This window comes from Marinobacterium halophilum, assembly GCF_003014615.1.
GTDB lineage: Bacteria > Pseudomonadota > Gammaproteobacteria > Pseudomonadales > Balneatricaceae > Marinobacterium > Marinobacterium halophilum.
This window is the reverse complement of record NZ_PYGI01000003.1, coordinates 54,785-76,777: the sequence shown is the minus strand read 5'-3', so window position 1 is coordinate 76,777 and position 21,993 is coordinate 54,785. Positions and strand designations below refer to the sequence as shown.

Sequence of the window (21,993 nt, the reverse complement as noted above, 5' to 3'; positions counted from 1 at the left end):
AGAGAAAGTGAGTTCTGACCAATGCGAGCGCAGCTTAAATCAATAATGGCACTTTGGATTGGCCTGTTGGGTGGCGCGGGGTTCGTCTTCTTGACTCAGTTAATACTGGCTCGAAGCCTGCCATTAGCCGATCTTGGTATGTTGGTTGGGGTTATATCTTTGGTTACCTTGCTGGTACCACTAGCTGACTTTGGTATATCCGCCTTATGGTTGAAGCTGTTTGGCCAAGGCCAGGAAATTGGAATGCGCTGGGTCTGGCCAGGCTTCAACACCGTTTGGGTCAGTAGCATATGCATGATGACCTTGCTGCTATCCATAGGCTATCTTAGTTGGGAATCACAAGAAACCAGAGTCCTGATTTGGTGGGCTTTACCCATTCTGCCGATGGAAGCACTGGTTATTTTGGCTGGCTCTAGATTGCAGTTGGAAAGTCGTTTTCTACTGCTTTCCCTGTGGCGTGCCTTGCCTAAAGCAGCGCGATTGCTTGTAGTGTTGGCAGTATGGCTCTCTGGCTATGGTGTCAATGAAGTAATTAAAGGGTATTTCTTTGCTTCGATAGGTATTCTGATTTTTTCAGTTTGGCATTTACGCCCAATGCTTAAAGGCCATATCAAATTAAAGATCGGAAGGTCGATCGATACAGTTAATGCCCAAAAGGCTATAACAATTAGTACCATATATAAATCCGCACTGCCTTTCGCTATGGGTAATTTTTTCAGCTTAATATATTTGCAAAGTGATCTATTCATGCTTTCTGCTTTGGCTGGCGCAGAGGAAGCCGCTTTGTATAGTGTGGGTTACACATTGATAGCACTTACTTATTTGCTGCCTACAGCTATATTCAATCAATACCTACTGCCTCGATACCACCATTGGGCAGCGCATGATCCGGATAGGATGTTAACCGCGTACCGTCTAGGAAATGCTAGTATGATACTTATTGGCCTTGCTGTAATGCTTGCTGTTATTATGCTAAGTCCTTTTTTTCTTGCTTTTTTATTTGGTGAGAAATTTACTGCGGCAGCTTTAGTAACCCAGATGTTGGCAATAACAATACCTTTTCGCTATCTGGCTTCAAGTGTCGGAAATTGTCTGTCAACTAATGATAATATGCGACATAAAATGCGTTATCAAATGTTAGTTGCAGCTACAAATGTCGCCTTAAACATAATTATGATTCCACAATACGGCATGCATGGGGCTGCTGTTTCAACTATATTCAGCGAAGTGCTTCTGTGTGCTATCTATTTAAAAGGTGTTCACAAATACGTATTCGGGGCTGAAGCTCTGAAAGGCTGGACGCTAAACTACAGTAAGTTATATAAATGAAAAAACATGTTGTTAATGAAATTGTTGCAAATGATATCTGTTCTGGTTGCGGAGTATGCGCAGGTGTCTGTCCATCAAAAATATTGGATATGAATGTGCAAGCCAATGGTGATTTGGCACCAGATATTACTGCTGAGTGCCCACCAAGGTGTGTACTCTGTTTAGATGTTTGCCCCTTTTCAAGTAACTCGATTAGTATCACACAGCTAACTGATGAAAAGTTCACAGATCCGGAAGTTAAACAGCATGAAGCTGTTGGTAAATATACGGATAATATTGTTGGGTACTCGCCAACACATAGAAGTACAGGTGCCTCAGGTGGCATGTTGAGCTGGTTACTTGAAGCTATGTTGCGAGAAAATCTTGTGGATGCAGTTATTACAGTCTCAAGTAGCAGTGATAACCGTCCATCAGATGGATTATTGTTCCAGATGACTGAATTTACCTGCGCAGAACAAGTCCGTGCTGCGTCTGGATCTTTTTATTATCCTATTTCAGCTGGTGCTCGTCTAAGAAGCATTCAAGACTTAAAGGAGGGCAAGCGTTATGCAGTGGTGGGCCTGCCTTGTACTTTGAAAGGTATAGCTTTGGCCATGAGGAAGTTACCCGTACTGCGACGGTCTATTGCCTATACGTTCGGGTTGGTTTGCGGCCATCTGCCAAACGTTTTTTATACCGAGTACCTCTCAAAAGTTAGCGGTTGTGAGCCAGATAATATTGGTAGTGTTTCCTACCGAGGTGAAAATCCAGGTAGGCCTGCCAATAATTACCTGTTTCGTGCCGTTGATAAATCAGGTAAGTCAGGGCGGCCTGTCCCATTTTATGGGGCAATATCAAATGCTTGGGTTAGTCGGCAGTTCCAGCTGAATGCTTGTAATTTCTGTGATGATTTGTTTGCTGAAGTAGCAGATGCCTCCTTTATGGATGCTTGGCTACCAGAATACATGGCAGATCATCGTGGTCATTCTATCGTCACTGTACGCAACCCAGAAATAATGACCGTATTTGAGCGAGGTCGGAAAGGCAACAGTTGCAGTTTTGAGCCGATAGATATCGATAAGGTTGCGGACAGCCAAGCATCGCAGTGGGAAGGTAAAAGCAGCCGGCTACAGGTGCAGATGGCCCTCGCTGTTAAGCAAGGCAAAAAAATACCGCCTTTACGACAGGTGCCCAAGTTGGGCTGCAACTATATCGCAGTGCTCAAAATATGCTTACAGAATAAATTGCAGCATTTGAGCAAGAATCGGTGGGCTATGCAACGCAGTGAACCTCTCGAAAACTACGATGCTGGAACAAAGCGATATGTTTTTTCACTTAAAGTGATAAGTAGCATAGAGCGTATGATAAGGGTTGTCAAGAATCCGAGTAAGGTTTATAAAAAGATAGCGGGACGTTTTTAATGTTTAAAATAACATTTGCTAATTTGGCCAACAAATAATGACCATTGAATTTAAAAAAATAGGTGGCTTTTTTTTATGCGTTGCCATGCTTTTGTTTTTCATAAGCGAAACGCTGCTAGCTATAGGTAACCCTTTTTCATTTCAAATGAAAATTATTGCCACTGTATTGAGTGTCATTGCATTTACTACATCTCGGAAAGTTTCCGTTGAGCTGGTAATTATACCTGTAATCTTTATTTTTTTTATTATGAATTATTTCAGGGCCGACAGAGAGGCTGCTGCAATAGAAGAGCTCTTTAGGTTTTTGCTTCCAATGTTGGTTTTAATGGCATTGTACTCTAACAAGGGGGTGATCGATTCAATTTCAAAATTATTTATATGGGTTGTTATATCTAATAATGTATATCAGATTTATGTTTATATGGCATACTATTTTGGCTTTCCTGTCTTAATTCCGATCAGATTCGAGGCTGGTAGTATAATTCGTGCAGAAGGGTGGGTGGGTTTTTTCTCTCTTTATGGCTTTATGAATTTTTGTGCGTTAATGCTGGTTAGGTATGCAGGGATTTATGAAAACCATAAAAAAATGCTAAGTTTTGTTTTTTTTATATTTGCAGTTCTATCAACATCGTTAAAATTGTTGGCGGCATTTATAATTTATGCAGCTTTCAATATGAAAAAAAAATCAGCACCTTTGGTTGCTATTTTTTTGATTGCCGCAATAGCCGTTTTTGCTCACACGCAAAAGAATTTAATTGGCACAATGCTATCAGCCATAGACAGTAAATTCGCTTTTTATATTACCCAAGGTAACTCGGCTAGGAGTGACTCATATCGAGTGATGTTTGAGTCGTTGGTCAAGCCAAATCTGATTGGTGAAGGTCTTGGAATGTTTGGTGGGCCTGCATCAGTGAAGTACGGTTCGCCATTGTATAGAGAGTATAACTTTAATTGGCATAATACAGCTACACTCTCAACAACTGATACATTCTACCCGCATTTGTTTGTTGAACTCGGCTTGCTGGGTGGGATAACCTATCTTTTCTTTATCTTTCGTTACGGGCAGAAAAATATAACCAAACCTTGGGTTATTATAGTGACTTCATTTCTTATTGATGCAGCATTCTCTTTCTCAATATTATCAATACCATATTTTTTGTCTGCTGCAATTTGCATGTTGATTTTTTCTGAAGGAAAAAATGTTAACAATAAGAAGGTTCCGTTATGAATTCAGCTGCTGGGAAGAGAATTTTAGTTTTGGGTACCGATACCCTGAGAAAGAGTGGTGGCATCGCCTTTGCTATTCCTGGGCATCTGGCAGCATACGAGGCTATTGGTTTTGAGACATTGTATATCTCCTCCCACTCTTCAGTAGGTTGGCATGGTAAATTTATACCTTGGCTCAAAGCTATCCATAGTCTACTTGAGCAGTTAATAAATGCCCGTCGAGAACATTATAAGCCCATTGTTATCTGCCATGTGGGTGGTGGTGCTTTGTCCATGCTGCGAAAATTCACCTTGGGCGGGTTGGCGAAATTGCTTGGCGGGCACGTTGTAATGCACCTACATGGCCCTGAAGTTAATAGCTATCTGGGTGGTGGTCTAAAACAGCGTTTTTTCACGATGATGCTGTGTCCAGTCGATGCAATAGCGGTTTTGACCCCTTGGTGGAAGTCCCGCTTGTCTGAAGCTGGCATCGGTAAACCCGTGTATGTAGTACCCAATCCTATGCCACTTGAGTGGCAAAAAAAAGCAGAAGAGCTATTTGTTCAAAAAGATGCGAACGAGACGATCAAAATTTTGGCTATGTCGCGATTGGAGCAAGGGAAAGGTGTTGATGACCTGATTGAAGCTATGGCCTTGCTGCCGGATAACTATCACCTTTCTATCGCCGGCAGTGGGCGACAACAGGACGAACTGGTTGACAGAGTAAGAAGCCTGAAGTTGGAGGGCCGTGTGCAATTTCGTGGCTGGGTATCGGGAACAGAAAAACAGAAGCTGTTTGACCAGGCTGATATTTTTTGTCTCCCTAGTCGTTATGACTCTTTTGGAATGGGGTATCTGGAAGCTATGGCGAATGGGCTACCAGTAGTTGCATATAAATGGGGTCCAATTGCTGATGTAGTTGCTGACAACCGGTGTGGCTATTTGTCGGAGGAATATACACCTACTGCGCTGGCTGAATCCATAAAACGTTTAGAAACTTATTCCGTTCGGAAAAAGATGGGTAGGGAAGCCAAAAAGTGGGTGCTGGAGCAGTTTTCTGTTTCCAGTATAGCAAAAGATATAAGAAAACTTCTGGAGTCATTTTAATAGTGAAGAACATTCTTCATTTTATTTTTTTACTGATATATCGTTTGGTAGCTAAGCATCTACCGCATAGCTTTTGGCCGGGTGGCTTAATTTTTAGTGAGATAAGGCGTTACTCTCTAATTGGTATGGGGTGTAGAGTAGGTAATTCCTGTGAGCTGGAGCCTGGTATCGATGTTGGATTTCGGCCGGACCTTTTTATAGGGACTCGCTGTCAGATAAATCAGAATACGACTATAAAATCTGCGCGTATTGGTAATGACGTTATGATTGCACCCGGTGTCGTATTGCTTGATCGGCAGCATGGTTTTACTAGCACAGACATACCTATGGCGCAGCAAGGATCATCCCCTCGTCAGCTTACAGTAATTTGTGATGATGTTTGGCTCGGCCAAAATGTCATTGTGATGCCTGGTATTACCATTGGCACAGGTGTAATAGTTGGTGCGGGGTCTGTTGTAACCAAGGATCTACCCGATTGGAGTATTGCTGTAGGTGTTCCAGCTAAGATCATACGTTATCGAAAGGGCACTTAATGAAGTCATATGATCCTTACGATATTTGGTCCATTCCCGTTTTAGGGAAATTAAAAAGTAAATGGACTAGTGGACAAAAAGCAAAAGCTTTTTTGGTGCCGATGATAGGCGTTATGGAGTTGCTGGCACCTAATCTTTTGCGTCAAATACTGAGGGTAAAACCGAATACATTCCCTCATGTTGAGGCTATGCGTTACCAGTTCAATGACCTATCACCCAGTGGCGCACTTCATGAGTTCACCGAAGCAAGAGTACGCGAAAGTGCATGGGGCTTACCATTTTCCTGGTTTTCAAAAAATGGAGTGTATTCAGCTAAGACACCGTACATTACTAATACACCTTATGTAATGGAAGCACTGGTTTCAATTGCGGATCGGTCTGAATTAAAACCTCAAGCAAAGAAGTTATTCCAGCAAACATGGTCTTTCCTTGAAGTTTTGGAGGTCATGCACTCGACTGAATCAGAATTGGCACTTTCTTACGCGCCTGTTCTAGAGCCCAGAAGGGTAATAAATGCGAATAGCTATGCTGCATTGGCTTATACGCTGCATGCAGTATATGGTGAGGAAGATAACAATAAAATTGCACAGGATCGAGTTCGGCGCTTGGTTAATTGGGTGTTGTCGAAGCAGCAATCAAATGGAAGCTGGTACTATTATGCAGACAATGAAGACGGAAACTTTATTGATTGTTTTCATTCCTGCTTTATTATAAAAAACCTGATAAAAATCAAAAAACTACTCCCTGATCTAAGCTTAGTAATACAGCCCGCAATTGACAAGGGTTGGGCATATATCAGAAGTGATTTGTATGACCCCAAACGGGGTCTTTGTAAACGCTTCAGTCATCGTTCTCATCGTGATCCATTTCGTTGGGACTTGTATGATCAAGCAGAATACTTGGGGTTGCTGGTTGATTTTTCACTTTATGCTGAAGCAACAGAGTTTGCTCAGCGCGTCGAAAGCAAGTTCTCTAAGAATAGTCATTGGTACTGCAGGATAGATATTCTTGGCCGACGCTGGGGTAAAGATTTCCTTCGTTGGGGTATTGCCCCCTACCACTATCACAAACATCGTCTTCAACTTGCCATAGGAATGCTTTAATGTGTGGTGTATTGGGTGCTGTTGATATCAGCATCAGCGAAGCTGTTTTATCTGTTTTACAGCATCGTGGACCTGATGGGCATGGCCTTGAAGTTATAAAATGCTATGAACGTGATGTGTGGCTAGCTCATACGCGTTTGTCTATTCTTGATCTTTCACTTGCCGGCCACCAACCCATGAAAAGCCAAGACGGGCGTTGGTGGGTAACGTTCAATGGTGAAATTTATAATCACCTTGAATTACGTAAGGAGCTAGCAGGGCCATTTCGTGGGCATTCGGACACTGAAACGCTCGTTGAGTTGATAGCAGCCCAAGGACTTGAGTCCGTTTTAGCGAGATTGAACGGCATGTTCGCCTTTGCCGCATTGGATACGGTGTCAGGGAAATTGTATTTGGCGCGTGATCCTTTCGGTATAAAGCCGTTGTATTTTATGAATAATGGCAATCGTTTGGTCTTTTCCTCAGAAGTCCGGGCAATTAACTCTGCCTTGAAATCTTCTGGCCTTCCCGTTCCAGGTGTTGATCAAGCGGCGTTGCAGCAATTCCTTACACTGCGTTACACACCATCACCGTCTACGCTATGGCAGGGTGTGCAACGGCTGGCACCGGGACACTTTCTGAGTTTTGATCTGGCTACAGGAGCCAGTAACCAAACCTGCTTTGTGCAGGCAACTGAAAAACGTTTCACTGGTAGTCTTGATGAAGCTATTGAATGCTACCAGGACAAGCTTGCACAAGCTGTTTCGCGGCAATTGCTGTCAGATGTGCCAGTGGGGGTTTTACTTTCGGGTGGTATCGATTCAGCATTGGTCGCCGCCATGGTGAAAGATTCAGGTGTGTTGGCACCGTGCTACACCGTTGGTTTTGGCAGCGGCCACCAAGAGTGTGAGATTTCTGATGCCGCTCACACAGCGAATACCCTCGGCTTGCCATTCCACTCAGTGCTGATTTCACCGGAACAACTTAGATCCGCACTTCCATCCATTGCACGTAGTATTGAAGAACCCTTGGGTACAACATCGGTGATGCCTATGTGGGAATTGGTCAAGCGTGCAGCTGAAGATGTGACCGTAGTTCTAACGGGGCAAGGCACCGATGAACCTTGGGGTGGATATTATCGCTACCAGGTTGAACTTTTGCGTAATATTGCAGGATCCCCCGCTCTCTGGGGAGGCGCAGCGAAATTGGCTTCATTATGGAAAGGCAAGCCGGATGCATTTGAAAGGGGGCTAAGGTCATTATCTCAGGCTAAGCCAGTCAACCAGATCATCGAAGCTGCCTGCCTTTTTACAGCGGGAGAAAGGGAAAGCTTAACAGGCTTTAGCAGTGATGGCGGTGCATCTGGACAGTTGGCGCATTGGTTGCAGTGGTTGTCCCCAGTTGCTCATTTGAGCAGTGCTGAGCGAATGATGCGGGCCGACACTCGTATGAATTTGGCCGATGACCTGCTGTTATATGCGGATAAGATATCCATGGCGTCATCATTGGAAACTCGTGTGCCAATGTTGGATATCGAGCTGGTGCAGTTTGTTGAATCATTACCTATTGACTATCGTTTGCGCTGGCGCAAAGGCAAAATTGCGCATAAAGCCATGGCTGAACGCTATCTGCCCCGTGAGATTGTTCATCGCCCCAAGAAAGGGTTCCAAGTCCCATTTGGAGCTTGGTCCCGTAATGAATGGAAGAGCTGGTTGGAGCCGCTGCTGTTGGATGGTCTAGATGGGTTACTGCGACGAGAAGGTGTAGAGCAGATTTGGCAACAGCATCTGGCCTGTAAGCCAGACCGCAGTCGACAAGTTTTTGCTTTGATGATGCTTGCATTGTGGCATCAGGAACACAGTTTTGGGTGACGGACCGACAAATGAACCGAATTGAACTGCTTAACTGCCCCATGGATGTAGCTAGCATGGGCGAGACCGTCGATCTGATCGATACAGCTGTAGCGGATGGGCGCTTTACCCAGCATGTAGTGGTCAATGTCGCCAAAATTGTAAACATGCAGTCAGACCCGCAACTGGATGCTTCAGTACGCGAATGCGACATCATTAATATTGATGGCATGGGGGTTGTGTTGGGCGCGCGCATGTTGGGCCATGATGTGCCCGAACGTGTCGCCGGGGTGGATCTGTTCCATGAACTGTTGGCGATGAGTGCCCGAAAAGGATATTCGGTATTTCTGCTGGGTGCCCAGGATGAGGTAGTGGGTGAAACGGCCCGTCGGGTACAGCAGCTGTATCCGGGCCTTAAACTGGCGGGCTATCACCATGGCTATTTTTGGGACGACGAAGAAGCTATGGTGAACAAGGTGCGTGAATCTGGTGCTCAGTTGCTGTTTGTTGCCATTACGTCCCCGAAAAAAGAGAACTTCATCAATCGCTGGCGTGAGCAGTTGGGTGTGACGTTTGTGATGGGGGTGGGGGGCACATTTGATGTAGTGGCGGGTAAGGTCAAGCGCGCACCCTTGTGGATGCAAAAATGGGGGCTTGAGTGGTTCTACCGAGTTATTCAGGAGCCACGCCGCATGTGGAAGCGGTACCTGGTTACCAATAGCAAATTTGCCTGGATGTTGGCGAAGGCTAAATTCCGGCAGTTGTTGCAAAAATGACAGGGCTGCTCTGTCATCAAGCTGTATCCAGTACTCTATGACGAGCTGTTTCATCCCGAGCGTTCAGGGCATAAGGCCCCGCGTTATCCCTGTCTGTTTTCCGTATTTCTGGATACGCGGCGGATGGAGTCGGGCAAAACGTTGGTGTTTGTACTGGATCTGGCGGTACTGAGTACCGATTTTTCCATTGATGGGCAGTGGTTCAGTCGGCACGTATTCCCGATGAACACCTGTTCCGCGATAAACTAGTTATCCGCGCCACGCGCAAAGGTGATGGCTGGCAGCTGCGCTACGTATTGGCTGACCAATACTGGGGCGAGTCGCGTGGACGCTTGGTGCAGCCGAGTGATGAAGGCTGGCAAATTCCGTTGCAGACGCCAAAGGGATTCAAGGCGCAGTTACAGCTGGAGTTTGTGGGGCGCTAGCGTCAATCGCTGATAGGCTTGTTATATCGCCTGCAGGCAGGCTCCTACAGGTTTGGTGCTTCGCCTGCAGGCAGGTTCCCACAGGTTTGGCGTATTTTTTACTCGTGGGGTTGCCGTGTTTTCGTGTAAGGGCTTGCTTGCAAGCGATTGATTTTATGTTGGTAGGAGTTATGTGCTGCACCTTCTGTTGAGCTGGCCCGTGCGCCTGTTGGTATTCCTGACCTGTCTGGCGGGCTTGTCTTATGGTTTGTTTCGCCCCCAGCCACCGCCGGACCTGTTTGGCCACTCCGACAAGTGGATGCATCTGTGCGCATTTCTGGTGTTTGCCTGCTGTGCGCGGTTGGCGTTTTTGCGTTGTACGTCGGCATGGCTGTGGGGGCTGCTCTTGTGCAGTGGCCCCTTGTTGGAATATCTTCAGCAGCTGTTGCAGCCGGCGCGCGTTTTCAGCTCGGCAGATGCCGTGGCTAATGTGGCCGGTGTGTTGTTGGCCTGGCTGTTATGGTTCTGGGTTGATCGCCCTCTGCGTGTAAAGGTTTTCGGAGGAAAAGTCATTGACGGTTAAAAGCATACCCATGTTCACGGTAACGCTGTTGTTGGCACTTGCTGCCATGCCTGCCGTTGCGGCAGATGCGGATGCACCGCGTAAGCTGAGTGCCCAATTGGTTGAACAGGTAGCGCATTGGCAAGAGCAGGCCCGCAGCGGTGATGTAAATGCGATGTTCAACCTTGGCCAGTACTTTCGCCGTGGTATCGGTATGGAGCCGGATCTACAGCAGGCACGCCTGTACTATGAGCAGGCGGCCAATAAGGGGCATGCCGGTGCTCAGTTGAATCTGGGTACTCTGTATTACTTTGGCCCCGACAAACCCAATCTGGAACGGGTGGCCTACTGGTGGGAAAAGGCGGCGCTGCAGGGTGAGGCCAAGGCGCAGTATCAGTTGGCGGTGCTGTATTTGAAGCTGCCCGAGCCGCGTGAGCAGGATGCATTGGCGTGGATGACGCTGGCTGAGCGTAACGGTGATGATCGAGCCAAACGTGCCCTGGTGCAGTTGCAGACGTCGTTGCCCGCACAGGTACAGGCCGGACTGTCGTCACGGATAGTGCAGCTACAAGCGGCACCGATGGTTGAGCCTGTTTCGCTGCCTGTTGCGGAGCCTGAACCTGCCCCCGTTGCGGCACCCGTGGTGGCACATGATCAATATGCCTATACGGCGCAGTTAGCCTCTTTGTCCAATGAAGACGGGGCTCGCAGACTGGCAGCTACGCTGGCGCAGCGCCATGCGGCGCTTTTGGGGGCGCATGAAATTCATGTGCAGGATGCCAGTCTTGATGGCCAGGCGGTTTATCGCCTGCATGCGGGTGCCTTTGCTGAACGTGAACATGTGCAAGCGTTGTGTGAGGCATTGGCGGCGGCCGGGCAGGGGTGTTTCCCCGCCGCACGCCGCTAAGCGCCGGAGCTAGTCCCGGCTACGTGTTTTGCGGTGGTGCCCGGCCAGCACTGCAATGGCACACAGGGTTACGAAAGTGGCCGCGTTGGCCGGAATTTGCAGGTTGAAGTCGGTGGACGAGTGGATCAGTATCCCCAGAATGCCCATGGCGGCACCGAAGCCCATGCCACTGCGGTACCAGGACTCGCGCCGCCAAAGTGCTCTGAGTGCGTGGTAAAGTGACAGCAGTACAAAGGCGGCCAGCGGGATAAAGCCGATCAGGCCGTACTCGATGGCAAATTGCAGATAGTCGTTGTGGGTGTGATCATAATGCAACGGGATTTCTGGCCCCGGATACTGCTGGAAGCTGGTTTCAAAACTACCGGCACCAAAACCGGTCAGCGGCCGCTCGTTGAACTGTTCCCATGCATAGTCGAACACATCCAGGCGCAGTTCGTTCTTGCGTGCAATCACCTGTTCACCGTCCACAACATTTTCCACGCGGGTGTTGATCAGTCGATCCTTGAGCTTGTCGAGCCCGAAGAACTGGCTGATCACCAACACATCGATAACGACCAGGCTCGCCAAAATGAGACTGTTACGCAGGCGGTGTTCCTTGTTGAGCAGCACGAACAGGCTGCCGATGATCATCAGCGATGCGAAAAAAGCGGTGTTGCCCATGCGTGAGCGGGTCATCACCAGTGCAATGACCATGATCACCAGGCCGAGCCGCAATCGTGCCTTCGGTCCCATCAGCAGTTCCAGCAAATGACTCCATTTGAATGATGATGGGCCCTCGCGCAGGGCCAGCAGCAAGCCGATGCCCAGTCCAAGCGTCATCACCAGATAGCCGGCAAGATGGTTGCGGTTGACATAGGTGCCGGTCGCGACGCCGAAGTAGCTGTCTTTGGGAACGAAGAATAGCCATTCAATACCGGATAATGTCATCAATGTGCCATAGAAGGCCTGCAAGGTGGCACTGATGATGAGTACGCTGACCAGGAGCGTCAGCCGTCGACGGGTGTGGAACAGGCCAATGATCAACAGGAACAGCAGGCTGTACCCCAGGCCAAGCATAAAGTAATGCAGCGTGCGGCCGCTATCGGTACTGATGCCGGTGAGCCACTGCAGCAGTGCCCAGGCCTGTACCGCCAATAACAGGCCGAACAAGGGGAGTGCCGGGCGTAGTGCTCGGTTGGCCGATGCGCCTTTGCTCAGTTGTAGCCATGACCAGCCGGCACACAAAAGTGCTGTCAGCAGGCAGAATAATGCGGCGGACCAGTCTCGGTTGCTGCCCAGTGGCAGTGGCAGCCAAACTAACAGGGTTAGAGTGGCGGCAATCAGGCTGGATTCCAGGCGCGAGCGGGTCTGGCTCATGAGCGTCGTCCTTGTGAGACTGGTTGTGGAAGCGACAAAGGCGCTCATAGTAATGAGTTGCGATTACGCTGGCCAGTCCCTTACGATAGCACCGAACTATATGTCAATGATTTGTCAGCTTTAGTCAGCATTGGCCTAGTAAAACATATGTTAAAACCCTAGAATTGCGAGCTTAAACAGGCGTGAATAGCAGGCATCAGGTCTTATGTAGCGTGCACGCTTTAGATGATGGAATAAATCCGGGGCCAACCATACGAGCTTCGATACATACATTAACGAGGACGTTAACATGCGTAAGACACTGACAGCTCTTTCACTGGCAATCGCGCTGGCCTCGGGCCATGCAATGGCAGATGAGGCGGCACTGGCTGCAATCCAGGGCACTGGTGTTCAATTGACTCAGGAGCAGGCAGACGCAATCGCCGACGCAACCGAGTCTGAAGTGGCATCTGCAATTGCAGCAGTCGTGGCTTCTTTGAATGGTGATGTTGCTGCTATTCAAGCGGTTGTGAATGCAGCGGTTAGCGCGGTTCCGGCTCAGGCAGCGGCTATCGCTCAGGCAGCGGCTCAGGCGGCACCTGCTTTAGCCTCCAGCATCTCGGCGGCAGCTTCTGCAGCGGCTCCGGAACAGGCAGCCAGCATCGAGGGTGCAGTACAGGCCGCGACAGAATCATCCACTGTTAATGGTGATGGCGGTACTACGACAGTTAATACCAGCACTCAGCCGACTGGTGGCAGCAGCTCTGGCAGCAGCGCGAGCCCGAGCTAACCCGTTACGTATTGTATGGCGTCCGCAGGTGAAGGTATCTGCGGGCTTTTTTGTTTTTCTGGATATAAAGGCCCTCAAATGCGTAAGACATTTGTATTGAATTCACTGACTGCCGCTGTGATGCTGGCAAGTAGCACCAGCGCTCTGGCAATTGAAGCGGCTTCCATGCAGTTGGGCAGCATGTCCCTTACGCCGACGCTGGAATTGTCTGAAGCCTATGATGACAACTTCCGTGAAAGCGCGAATGAAGAGTCTTCATGGGTAACGACTATTAGCCCGACCTTTGTGTTGGCGGCTCAGGATCGCTTGAATATCTACAAGCTGACCTATAACTTCAATAGCGATATTTTCCACTCCAGCCATGAAGATAACAACACGGATCATTATCTGGATGCAGATGCGCACATGGAGTTCAACGCGCGCAACCGCCTGGACCTGAATGCTGGCTTCGATAAGGTTGAGGATGTAGCCGGTACTGAAACTACGGGCATCAACGATAAGTACCACACCTACAACATTGGTGGTGTATACGGCTTTGGTGCCAAGTCTGCGACCATGAACTTCGAGCTGGGCGCTAACCACGAATGGAAGCGTTACGACAATGAAGGCAATATCAACAAGGATCTGGAGCGTGATACCGCAAGTCTGACGGGTACGGCTTTCTACCGCATCGGCGCGAAAACTCGCGCGCTGGTTGAAGTACGTTACACGGATTACGACTACAAAATGGCAACTTCCACGCTTAACAGCGATGCGATGGCCTACTTGGTCGGTGTAACCTGGGATGCGACTGCTAAAACCAGTGGTACAGCCAAGATTGGTTACGAAGAGAAAGACTTCGACAGTGCTACCCGTAAAGATGTGGATAATACCATGTGGGAAGTGGGTGTTACTTGGGAGCCGCGCAGCTACTCAAGCTTCACTCTGGATACCCGTCGCGGTACCGATGAAGGCTCTCAGGGTGCTGAAGATTACATCGATACGACGCGTACCAGTCTTGGTTGGAACCACGATTGGAGCTCTTATGTCTCCACTGATGCCAGCTATGCCTTCATTGATGAAGAGTACGAGAATGGCCGTGAAGACGAAACCAACGAGTTTGCCGTGGGCGTCAACTACGAGCTGCGCCGTTGGGTGAGTGTCGGCGTTGGCTACAAGTACAAGGATATCGATTCCACTCTCGCGAGTGAAACGCTGGATCGCAATATCTATCAGGTGAAACTGACCATGGGCCTGTGATTTCTACGATCACCGGTCTGATGCAAGGGGGAGTGTAACTCCCCCTTTTGCTGTAACGCTGTAAGGAGGCTCCGAAAAGGATGTTTCAGTCTATCTTCTCGCGCACTCTGCTGTTGATCGCTCTCCTGTTTTCTTCTCTGACTGCCTGGTCTGCCGGTAATAGCCAGTACACACTGGGATCGGGTGATGTCATCAGTATCAATGTATTTGGTGAAGAAGATCTCACGTTTGAGCAAATCCGCCTCAACGATGCCGGTATTTTTTCGTACCCGTTTTTGGGTGAGGTGCGGGCAAACGGTCGCACTGCCATCGAAATTGAAAGCATTATTATTCGTGGTTTGAAGGGCGACTACCTGATTGACCCGAAGGTATCGGTCAGTATTCTTGAATATCGCGACTTCTTCGTAAATGGTGAGGTTAAGGCTCCGGGTGGGTATCCGTTCAAACCGGGGTTGACGCTGCGTAAGGCTGTTGCGTTAGCTGGCGGTTTGAGTGAGCGGGCGTCGGAAAGCAAAATCTCGATCATTCGTGAAGAGGGTGCCAACAAGCGCACGTTCAAGGCGACGATGGATACGCCGGTAATGCCGGGCGATATTATTACAATTGACCAGAGTTTCTTCTGATTATGGAAAATAGTCACACTCGCCCGGATCGGGGTGCGATGGCACAGCAGTTGGATGATGAAATTGACCTGCTGCAGCTATGGCGGACTATCTGGCGTCGTAAATGGAGCATATTGACGCTGATGCTGGTAGTGATGATGCTGGCCGCTTTGGTTGTGCTCAGTATGACACCTATTTATCGGGCATCATCGACGCTGCTGATCGAGCAACAAGCGGCCAAGGTGGTTTCAATTGAAGAAGTGTATGGCCTGGAGGGCAATAGCAACGAGTACCTGCAGACGCAGTTCGAGTTGCTCAAGTCCCGAGGCCTGGCCGAACGTGTGGTCCGTCAGTTGAATTTGACCACGCATCCGGAGTTTGATCCGCGTCAGCAGCCAGAGCCTTTGATTGACCTGAAAGGGTTGTTTGATTCGATGGATGTGAGCCGCTGGCTGCCGATGACAACACCGGATGATCTGGTTGAGTCTGAAGTGATGACAGAGGCGCTGATCTTCGATGCTGTGGTCAAGGCGTTCATGGAGCGCACCTCTATATCGCCGATAATGAAGACTCAGCTGGTCCGGGTCCAGATAGAGATGGCCGATGCTCGTCTGGCGGCACAGGCAGCGAATGCGTTGGCTAATGCTTACATTGAGAGCCAGTTGGAAGCCCGGCTTGCGATGACGCAGACGGCAACCACCTGGATGAATGACCGCCTGAGCGGACTGAAAGGCAAGCTTCAAGAGTCCGAGCGTCGGTTGCAGGAATTCCGTGAATCCGAGAATCTGGTTGACCTTGAAGGGGTAACCACCGTTGCCGGTGGTGAGCTGTCACAGACCGGTGACCGCTTGATCGATGCGCGTCGTAACCGTGCCGAAGCCGAGAGTCAGTACCGTCAGGTTGCATCCATGCGCAACGGTGGCTGGCAGCGACTGGCATCGGTACCGGCGGTGTTGAGTAATCAGCTGGTACAGCAGCTCAAGGCAGAAGAGGGGCGTGCGCGTTCTAAAGTGCAGGAGTTGTCGCGTCGCTATGGTCCCAAGCACCCGAGCATGATCTCTGCCCAGTCCGAGCTCAGCGCGGCAACCACTAACCTGCGCTCCCAGGTGGATCAGGTGGTAGCGTCGATCGAGCGTGAATATCAGCTCGCCACGGCGAACGAGCGTTCCCTGCAAGGCTCTTTCAATGAAAACAAGGAGCAGATTCAGGATATCAAGCGCAAGGAGTTCAAGCTGCGCGAACTGCAGCGTGAAGTGGATGGTAACCGCTCGTTGTATGACACCTTCATGACCCGCTTGAAGGAAACCTCTGCCACGTCTGACTTTGAATCTGTCAACGCCCGCATCGTGGACCCGGCGGTCGTGCCTGATGAACCGGTTAAGCCGAAGAAGTCACTGGTAGTGGCCATTGCAGGTCTGTTGGCGCTGATGGCAGGCATCGGCATGGTGCTGTTGCTGGAGTTCCTCAACAATACCTTCAAGAGCACGGAAGATGTCGAGACCAAGCTGAACCTGCCGGTACTGGGCATCTTGCCCATGCTCAAGGGCAAAGAACGGCGCGACATTGCCACCATGTTCACCCGGGACGAAGACAAGTCGTTCACCGAATCGATTCGTACCATCCGCACGGGCGTGGTGTTGTCCGGACTGGATAACCCGCACAAGGTGTTGGTGGTGACATCATCCATACCGGGTGAGGGTAAGAGTTCCGTGGCCGCGAACCTGGCTTTTGCCATGGGGCAAATGGAGAAGGTGTTGTTGATCGATGCAGATATGCGTCGTCCGACTGTGGCCAAGAGCTTCGATTTTCCGGTGGGTACACCGGGGCTGGCCAACCTGGTAGCAGGTACAGCCCGTTTGGAGGATTGCATCAAGGAGCTGGATGAAAATCTAAGCGTGATACCGGCCGGTACAGTGCCGCCGAACCCGCTGGAACTGCTCTCATCCCAGCGTTTTGCCAAGGTGTTGCGGGTGTTGGAAGACCGCTACGACCGTATCATTATCGATTCGCCGCCGACCCAGGCGGTGAGTGATGCACTGGTATTGTCGACGCACGCCAATGCCCTGATCTATGTGATCAAGTCCGAATCGACCGCGATCCCGTTGGCCAAACGTGGTGTCGGCCAGTTGTTGCAGAACAATGCACCGGTGACCGGTGTGGTGCTTAACCAGGTGGATATCAAAAAGGCCAAGAAGCAGGGCTATAGCTACGGTGGTTATTATGACTACTATGGCTACAGCGAAACCAGGAAGGCGTAAGTCCAATGGGCATGATTGACCTGCACAACCATTTGCTGCCCGGCATTGATGATGGTGCCGAAGATGTGGCGACTTCGGTCGAGCTGGCACGTATGGCGGTGGCGGACGGGATTTCGCATCTCGTGTGTACACCGCACATCCATCACGGGCGCTACGACAATACGCCAGCCACCATTGATCCGGCGTTGGCAGTATTTCGAGCCGCGCTGGTTGAGGCAGGTGTTGCGTTGCAGGTTTCATCGGCAGCCGAAGTGCGTTTTGGTCTTGAGCTGATGGAAGGGATTGCGCGAGGCGTTATCCCGTTCCTGGGTGAGTGGGAAGGCCAAAAGGTGTTGTTGCTGGAGTTTCCGCACAGCGAGGTACCCTTTGGTGCCGAGAAGCTGACCCAGTGGATGATTCAGCGCGGCATTCTGCCAATGATTGCCCATCCTGAACGTAACAAGGGCATCATGAAGTCGCCAGCCAAGCTGAAGCCGTTTCTTCAACAGGGTTGCCTGCTGCAGGTAACGGCGGCGTCGGTGACGGGCGGGTTTGGTGAAACGGCCCGTGCGTTGGCGTCCGAGCTGTTGACCGAAGGTAAGGTCACTGTCCTGGCGTCTGATGCACACAACAGCACTCACCGGCCGCCGTTATTGCGTGAGAGCGTTCATGCGGCGGCTCAGCTGCTGGGTGAGCGTCGAGCGGCAGAACTGGTGACCACCCATCCGTGGAAGTTGGCGCAGGTGCATTTCAGATGAGTACGCATGCATCCGCGTTGCCTCCGGCAGGGCTGAAAGTGCTCAGTGTTTTACTGCTGCTTCTTGCGTTGCCGTTGGGATATCTTGGTTTCACCACGTTTGTGGCCGCCCTGTCACACCAGCAGGCTAAGCTGTTTCTGGATCACTGGGGCGACAAAAAGACGGAACCCTCTGTTCAGGCGTGGCAAGTGGCTGTTGATGCTTCCGAGCATGCCCTCAGCTGGTCGCCGGGCAGTAATGGGGCCTACGCTGATACGCAGGGGCGGGTATACGAGTGGTATCAGGTGCAGAGTGCGCCCTTCGGCGACAGTGCTGCCGAACTGGCCCGCCGCAAAGCGTTGGCGGCATATCGTCAGTCTGTCGAAAGTCGTCCGCTGTGGCCCTATACCAGGGTACAAGTAGCCTATGCCAAACTGCGCTTGCTGGAATTTGATGCCGAGTTCGATACCGCGCTGGTGCGTGCGCGCACATTGGGTGAAGGTCGGGTGCGGGTACATGCGCCATTGGTTGAAATCGGCATGATTGCCTGGCCATCTCTGGATGCCGAGCAACGCGCCGCCACATGGGAGTCATTGGCTCTGTTGTTGCGTTATGCGCCGCGCAAGGCCAAGTCCTTGCAGGTTCTGGCGCAGAAAGCGGGCCTGTATCCTCAGTTGTGTGTCAGCCTTGACCCCGATTTGCTGAAGCAGCGCGGCTGGTGCCAGCCCGCGCCGTAGAAAACGCCTGCAAGCGACAAGTTTAGTGTTCAAGCCGTCGCTTACAAGATATCCATCGCAGGTACCCATCGCTTATAAGACAAACTCCCACAAGGTGATGTGTACACTGTGGGAGCCTGTCTACAGGCGATTAATCCTCCGCGTATGCATCTATCGGCAGACAGCTGCACATCAGGTTGCGGTCGCCGTAGACGTTATCGATACGGTTAACCGTCGGCCACAGTTTGGACTGTTTCAGCCAGCTTGCCGGGAAGGCGGCTTGCTCACGGCTGTAAGGACGGTTCCATTCGGCATCGATGATGTCGGCCTGGGTGTGCGGTGCGTTCTTCAGCGGGTTGTTGTCTGCATCCAGCTCACCGGCTTCCACCAGCGCAATCTCCTCGCGAATCTTCACCATCGCTTCAATGAAGCGGTCCAGTTCAGCTTTGGATTCGGATTCGGTCGGCTCGATCATCAGTGTGCCCGGTACCGGGAACGACATGGTCGGCGCATGGAAGCCGAAGTCCATCAAGCGCTTGGCCACATCTTCTTCGCTGATGCCTGACGCTTCTTTCAGTGGTCGCAAGTCGATGATGCATTCGTGTGCCACGCGGCCATTACGGCCGGCATAGAGTACCGGGTAATGTGCGCCCAGTTTCTTGGCCAGATAGTTGGCATTGAGAATGGCCGTTTCCGTTGCCTGACGCAGACCTTCACCGCCCATCAGGGCGATGTAGACCCAGCTGATCGGCAGGATGCTGGCGCTGCCCCAGGGCGCAGCGGAGACTGCACCGTTCTCGGCGTTAGGGCCTTCAATGCCGATAACCGGGTGGTTGGCGACAAAGGGTGCCAGGTGCGATTTGACGCCGATCGGGCCCATGCCAGGGCCGCCGCCGCCATGCGGGATGCAGAAGGTCTTGTGCAGGTTCATGTGTGACACGTCGGCACCGATGTCCGCCGGACGCGTGACCGCCACCTGTGCGTTCAGGTTGGCACCATCCATGTACACCTGGCCACCGTGGGCGTGGGTGATATCACAAATTTCGCGGATGCCTTCTTCATATACGCCGTGGGTGGACGGGTAGGTGACCATCAGGCAGGAGAGATCATCGGCATGTGCTTCGGCCTTGCTGCGCAGATCAGCGATATCGACGTTGCCTTGATCATCACAGCCGACCAGCACCACTTTCATGCCTGCCAGCGCGGCCGATGCCGGGTTGGTACCGTGGGCGGAGGTCGGGATCAGGCAGATATTGCGGTGGTCTTCACCACGGGACTGATGATAGTGGCGAATCGCCAGCAGACCGGCGTACTCGCCCTGAGCGCCGGAGTTGGGCTGCATGCAGATCGCATCGAAGCCGGTGATCGCTTTGAGCATGCTCTCCAGCGAGTCGATCATCACCTTGTAACCCTGCGCCTGTTCCAGCGGTGCGAAGGGATGCAGCGCACCGAATTCGGGCCAGGTCACCGGAATCATCTCGGCGGTGGCGTTGAGCTTCATGGTGCAGGAGCCGAGCGCGATCATGCTGTGAGCCAGCGACAGGTCCTTGTTTTCCAGACGCTTGAGATAGCGCAGCATCTCGGTTTCGCTGTGGTATTCATTGAACACCGGATGGGTCAGGAAATCGGAGGTGCGTTTCAGGTCAGCAGGGATGCTATCGTGTACGGAGGGCGTTCCGGTAGTCTCGTGGGAGCTTGCCTCGCAAGCGATCATCTCGGCATCTAGTGCGGCGATATCCAGGCTGTGATCGGCACCCAGCAGAACGGTCCACAGGGTTTCAATCTCGGCGCGGTCAGTGCGTTCGTCCAGGCTGATGCCAAGGCGGTCGTCACCCAGTTTGCGCAGGTTGAACCCGGCGTCTTGTGCGGTTTGATACAGGCGGTCGCGATCGGCACCGGCGTTGAGGGTGATCGTATCGAACCAGCTGTCGTGCGCCAGGGTCATGCCTTTCTGCTTGAGGCCGGTGGCCAGCAGGTCGGTCAGGCGGTGGATGCGGCCTGCGATGGTCTTCAGGCCTTCAGGGCCGTGGTAGATCGCATAAAAAGCTGCCATGTTGGCCAGCAGCACCTGCGCGGTACAGATATTGGACGTCGCTTTTTCGCGGCGGATATGCTGTTCACGAGTCTGCATCGCCATGCGCAGCGCCGGGTTACCGCGTGTGTCGACGGAAACGCCGATGATGCGGCCTGGAACCGAGCGCTTGTAAGCGTCGCGGGTGGCGAAGAAAGCGGCATGCGGGCCGCCGTAGCCCATCGGGACGCCGAAGCGCTGGGCGGAGCCGAAGACGACGTCGGCACCCATTTCGCCCGGCGATTTCAGCAATACCAGGCTGAGCAGGTCGGCAGCGGCGCAGACCAGTGCCTTCTGGGCGTGGGCTTTCTCAATCAGCGGACCAAAGTCGCGCAGCTCGCCACTGGTGCCCGGATACTGCACCACAACGCCGAAGGCTTCATGCTGGTCGAGCAGGGCTTCCACATCACCGACGATGACGTCATACCCCAGCGGTTCGGCGCGGGTCTGGATGACATTAATGGTCTGCGGATGTAGCTGCGCGTCGATCAGGAACGCATTGGCTTTTTTCGCCTTGCTCATGCGCTTGCACAGGGTCATCGCTTCGGCAGCGGCGGTGGCTTCGTCCAGCAGGGACGCGTTGGCCAGATCAAGACCGGTCAAATCCAGTACCATCTGCTGGTAGTTGAGGATCGCTTCCAGGCGTCCCTGCGATACTTCCGGCTGGTAAGGGGTGTAAGCGGTGTACCAGCCCGGATTTTCCAGCACGTTGCGCAGAATGACGTTAGGCGTGAGTGTGTCGGCATAACCCATGCCGATCAGTGAACGCTTGAGCTCGTTCTGCCCGGCAATGGCCTTGAGCTCGGCCAGTGCCTGCGCCTCGGTTTTCGGCGCGGCCAGCGGTATCGGTTGCTCGACGCGGATGCTGCCGGGAACGGTTTCATCAATCAAGGCATTCAGGCTGTCGACGCCCAGCTCGGCCAGCATGGCGGCGGTTTCGTCAGCTGAGGGGCCGATATGGCGGCCAATAAAGGCGGTATGCTGTTCCAGGTCGTGCAGCGTGGGCAGGGTCTGTTCACTCATGGCGGATGGTCCTGATCGTTCGTTTTATGGGCATTATGGTAACAGAGTGTCGACGCGAGGTGATGGCTTACTTTGCCGGCAGGAAAA

Annotated in this window: 18 protein-coding genes and 1 pseudogene; 17 read left to right on the top strand and 2 right to left on the bottom strand. The window is 51.5% G+C overall.

The window, feature by feature from the left end; genetic code table 11:
* Positions 1-21: 21 nt before the first annotated feature.
* The 11 genes and pseudogenes from CLV44_RS02945 (at position 22) to CLV44_RS02895 (ending at position 11,156) form a co-directional block, all read left to right on the top strand.
* Entirely contained in the window at positions 22-1,329 is a 1,308-nt protein-coding gene (locus CLV44_RS02945) for an oligosaccharide flippase family protein (RefSeq protein WP_106590619.1), read from the top strand.
* Entirely contained in the window at positions 1,326-2,729 is a 1,404-nt protein-coding gene (locus CLV44_RS02940) for a Coenzyme F420 hydrogenase/dehydrogenase, beta subunit C-terminal domain (protein ID WP_106590618.1), read from the top strand. Before CLV44_RS02945 ends, CLV44_RS02940 begins: the two co-directional genes overlap by 4 nt.
* Positions 2,730-2,766: 37 nt before the next feature.
* Entirely contained in the window at positions 2,767-3,957 is a 1,191-nt protein-coding gene (locus tag CLV44_RS02935; RefSeq protein ID WP_106590617.1) for a hypothetical protein, read from the top strand.
* Complete coding sequence (locus tag CLV44_RS02930; RefSeq protein ID WP_106590616.1) at positions 3,954-5,042, top strand: glycosyltransferase family 4 protein; 1,089 nt, start codon at positions 3,954-3,956, stop codon at positions 5,040-5,042. Before CLV44_RS02935 ends, CLV44_RS02930 begins: the two co-directional genes overlap by 4 nt.
* Before the next feature lie 359 nt (positions 5,043-5,401).
* Positions 5,402-5,563, top strand: a pseudogene (locus CLV44_RS17690) (DapH/DapD/GlmU-related protein); the annotation flags it as partial.
* A gap of 11 nt (positions 5,564-5,574) precedes the next feature.
* Positions 5,575-6,678, top strand: coding sequence for a hypothetical protein (locus CLV44_RS02920; protein ID WP_106590615.1), 1,104 nt, complete (start codon positions 5,575-5,577; stop codon positions 6,676-6,678).
* Positions 6,678-8,528 carry an asparagine synthase (glutamine-hydrolyzing) gene (asnB, locus tag CLV44_RS02915; RefSeq protein ID WP_106590614.1) on the top strand — a complete coding sequence of 617 codons (1,851 nt, stop codon included), beginning with the start codon at positions 6,678-6,680 and terminating at the stop codon, positions 8,526-8,528. The genes CLV44_RS02920 and asnB overlap by 1 nt, the downstream gene beginning before the upstream one ends.
* A gap of 11 nt (positions 8,529-8,539) precedes the next feature.
* Positions 8,540-9,283: a WecB/TagA/CpsF family glycosyltransferase gene (locus tag CLV44_RS02910; RefSeq protein ID WP_106590613.1), complete on the top strand. Its 744-nt coding sequence runs from the start codon at positions 8,540-8,542 to the stop codon at positions 9,281-9,283.
* A 197-nt stretch (positions 9,284-9,480) separates the two neighbouring features.
* Positions 9,481-9,708 (top strand): hypothetical protein, encoded by a 228-nt coding sequence (locus tag CLV44_RS02905; RefSeq protein ID WP_106590612.1) that lies wholly within the window; start codon positions 9,481-9,483, stop codon positions 9,706-9,708.
* Positions 9,709-9,880: 172 nt separating this feature from the next.
* A complete protein-coding gene (locus CLV44_RS02900) occupies positions 9,881-10,270 on the top strand; it encodes a VanZ family protein (protein ID WP_106590611.1) in 390 nt (129 codons plus the stop codon).
* 10 nt (positions 10,271-10,280) lie between these two features.
* Positions 10,281-11,156: an SPOR domain-containing protein gene (locus CLV44_RS02895; protein ID WP_106590610.1), complete on the top strand. Its 876-nt coding sequence runs from the start codon at positions 10,281-10,283 to the stop codon at positions 11,154-11,156.
* Positions 11,157-11,165: 9 nt separating this feature from the next.
* Here CLV44_RS02895 and CLV44_RS02890 read toward each other — a convergent pair whose 3' ends face one another.
* On the bottom strand, positions 11,166-12,512 hold the full coding sequence (locus CLV44_RS02890) for an O-antigen ligase family protein (protein ID WP_106590609.1): 1,347 nt from the start codon (positions 12,510-12,512) through the stop codon (positions 11,166-11,168).
* A gap of 289 nt (positions 12,513-12,801) precedes the next feature.
* Between CLV44_RS02890 and CLV44_RS02885 the strand changes: the two genes are divergently transcribed.
* From CLV44_RS02885 to CLV44_RS02860, 6 genes are all read left to right on the top strand, one after another.
* Positions 12,802-13,281, top strand: coding sequence for a hypothetical protein (locus tag CLV44_RS02885; protein ID WP_106590608.1), 480 nt, complete (start codon positions 12,802-12,804; stop codon positions 13,279-13,281).
* 78 nt (positions 13,282-13,359) lie between these two features.
* Positions 13,360-14,520 carry an outer membrane beta-barrel protein gene (locus tag CLV44_RS02880; protein WP_211298067.1) on the top strand — a complete coding sequence of 387 codons (1,161 nt, stop codon included), beginning with the start codon at positions 13,360-13,362 and terminating at the stop codon, positions 14,518-14,520.
* Positions 14,521-14,600: 80 nt separating this feature from the next.
* Entirely contained in the window at positions 14,601-15,143 is a 543-nt protein-coding gene (locus CLV44_RS02875; RefSeq protein ID WP_106590607.1) for a polysaccharide biosynthesis/export family protein, read from the top strand.
* A 38-nt stretch (positions 15,144-15,181) separates the two neighbouring features.
* Positions 15,182-17,380, top strand: a complete 2,199-nt coding sequence (locus CLV44_RS02870; protein WP_245912585.1) for a GumC family protein — start codon at positions 15,182-15,184, stop codon at positions 17,378-17,380.
* A gap of 5 nt (positions 17,381-17,385) precedes the next feature.
* Entirely contained in the window at positions 17,386-18,117 is a 732-nt protein-coding gene (locus CLV44_RS02865) for a tyrosine-protein phosphatase (protein WP_245912584.1), read from the top strand.
* On the top strand, positions 18,114-18,833 hold the full coding sequence (locus tag CLV44_RS02860) for a hypothetical protein (protein ID WP_106590605.1): 720 nt from the start codon (positions 18,114-18,116) through the stop codon (positions 18,831-18,833). The genes CLV44_RS02865 and CLV44_RS02860 overlap by 4 nt, the downstream gene beginning before the upstream one ends.
* Before the next feature lie 130 nt (positions 18,834-18,963).
* On the opposite strand, the gene gcvP is transcribed toward CLV44_RS02860, so the two are convergent.
* On the bottom strand, positions 18,964-21,906 hold the full coding sequence (gcvP, locus tag CLV44_RS02855; RefSeq protein WP_106590604.1) for an aminomethyl-transferring glycine dehydrogenase: 2,943 nt from the start codon (positions 21,904-21,906) through the stop codon (positions 18,964-18,966).
* Between the last annotated feature and the right edge of the window lie 87 nt (positions 21,907-21,993).

What these genes read in the sequence shown, in the direction of transcription:
- CLV44_RS02895 (WP_106590610.1), top strand. Translation starts at nt 10,281, where the DNA reads ATGTTCACGGTAACGCTGTTGTTGGCACTTGCTGCCATGCCTGCCGTT.
- asnB (WP_106590614.1), top strand. Translation starts at nt 6,678, where the DNA reads ATGTGTGGTGTATTGGGTGCTGTTGATATCAGCATCAGCGAAGCTGTT.
- CLV44_RS02880 (WP_211298067.1), top strand. Translation starts at nt 13,360, where the DNA reads ATGCGTAAGACATTTGTATTGAATTCACTGACTGCCGCTGTGATGCTG.
- CLV44_RS02935 (WP_106590617.1), top strand. Translation starts at nt 2,767, where the DNA reads ATGACCATTGAATTTAAAAAAATAGGTGGCTTTTTTTTATGCGTTGCC.
- CLV44_RS02875 (WP_106590607.1), top strand. Translation starts at nt 14,601, where the DNA reads ATGTTTCAGTCTATCTTCTCGCGCACTCTGCTGTTGATCGCTCTCCTG.
- CLV44_RS02940 (WP_106590618.1), top strand. Translation starts at nt 1,326, where the DNA reads ATGAAAAAACATGTTGTTAATGAAATTGTTGCAAATGATATCTGTTCT.
- gcvP (WP_106590604.1), bottom strand. Translation starts at nt 21,906, where the DNA reads ATGAGTGAACAGACCCTGCCCACGCTGCACGACCTGGAACAGCATACC.
- CLV44_RS02870 (WP_245912585.1), top strand. Translation starts at nt 15,182, where the DNA reads ATGGCACAGCAGTTGGATGATGAAATTGACCTGCTGCAGCTATGGCGG.
- CLV44_RS02930 (WP_106590616.1), top strand. Translation starts at nt 3,954, where the DNA reads ATGAATTCAGCTGCTGGGAAGAGAATTTTAGTTTTGGGTACCGATACC.
- CLV44_RS02890 (WP_106590609.1), bottom strand. Translation starts at nt 12,512, where the DNA reads ATGAGCCAGACCCGCTCGCGCCTGGAATCCAGCCTGATTGCCGCCACT.
- CLV44_RS02860 (WP_106590605.1), top strand. Translation starts at nt 18,114, where the DNA reads ATGAGTACGCATGCATCCGCGTTGCCTCCGGCAGGGCTGAAAGTGCTC.
- CLV44_RS02910 (WP_106590613.1), top strand. Translation starts at nt 8,540, where the DNA reads ATGAACCGAATTGAACTGCTTAACTGCCCCATGGATGTAGCTAGCATG.
- CLV44_RS02885 (WP_106590608.1), top strand. Translation starts at nt 12,802, where the DNA reads ATGCGTAAGACACTGACAGCTCTTTCACTGGCAATCGCGCTGGCCTCG.
- CLV44_RS02920 (WP_106590615.1), top strand. Translation starts at nt 5,575, where the DNA reads ATGAAGTCATATGATCCTTACGATATTTGGTCCATTCCCGTTTTAGGG.
- CLV44_RS02945 (WP_106590619.1), top strand. Translation starts at nt 22, where the DNA reads ATGCGAGCGCAGCTTAAATCAATAATGGCACTTTGGATTGGCCTGTTG.
- CLV44_RS02865 (WP_245912584.1), top strand. Translation starts at nt 17,386, where the DNA reads ATGGGCATGATTGACCTGCACAACCATTTGCTGCCCGGCATTGATGAT.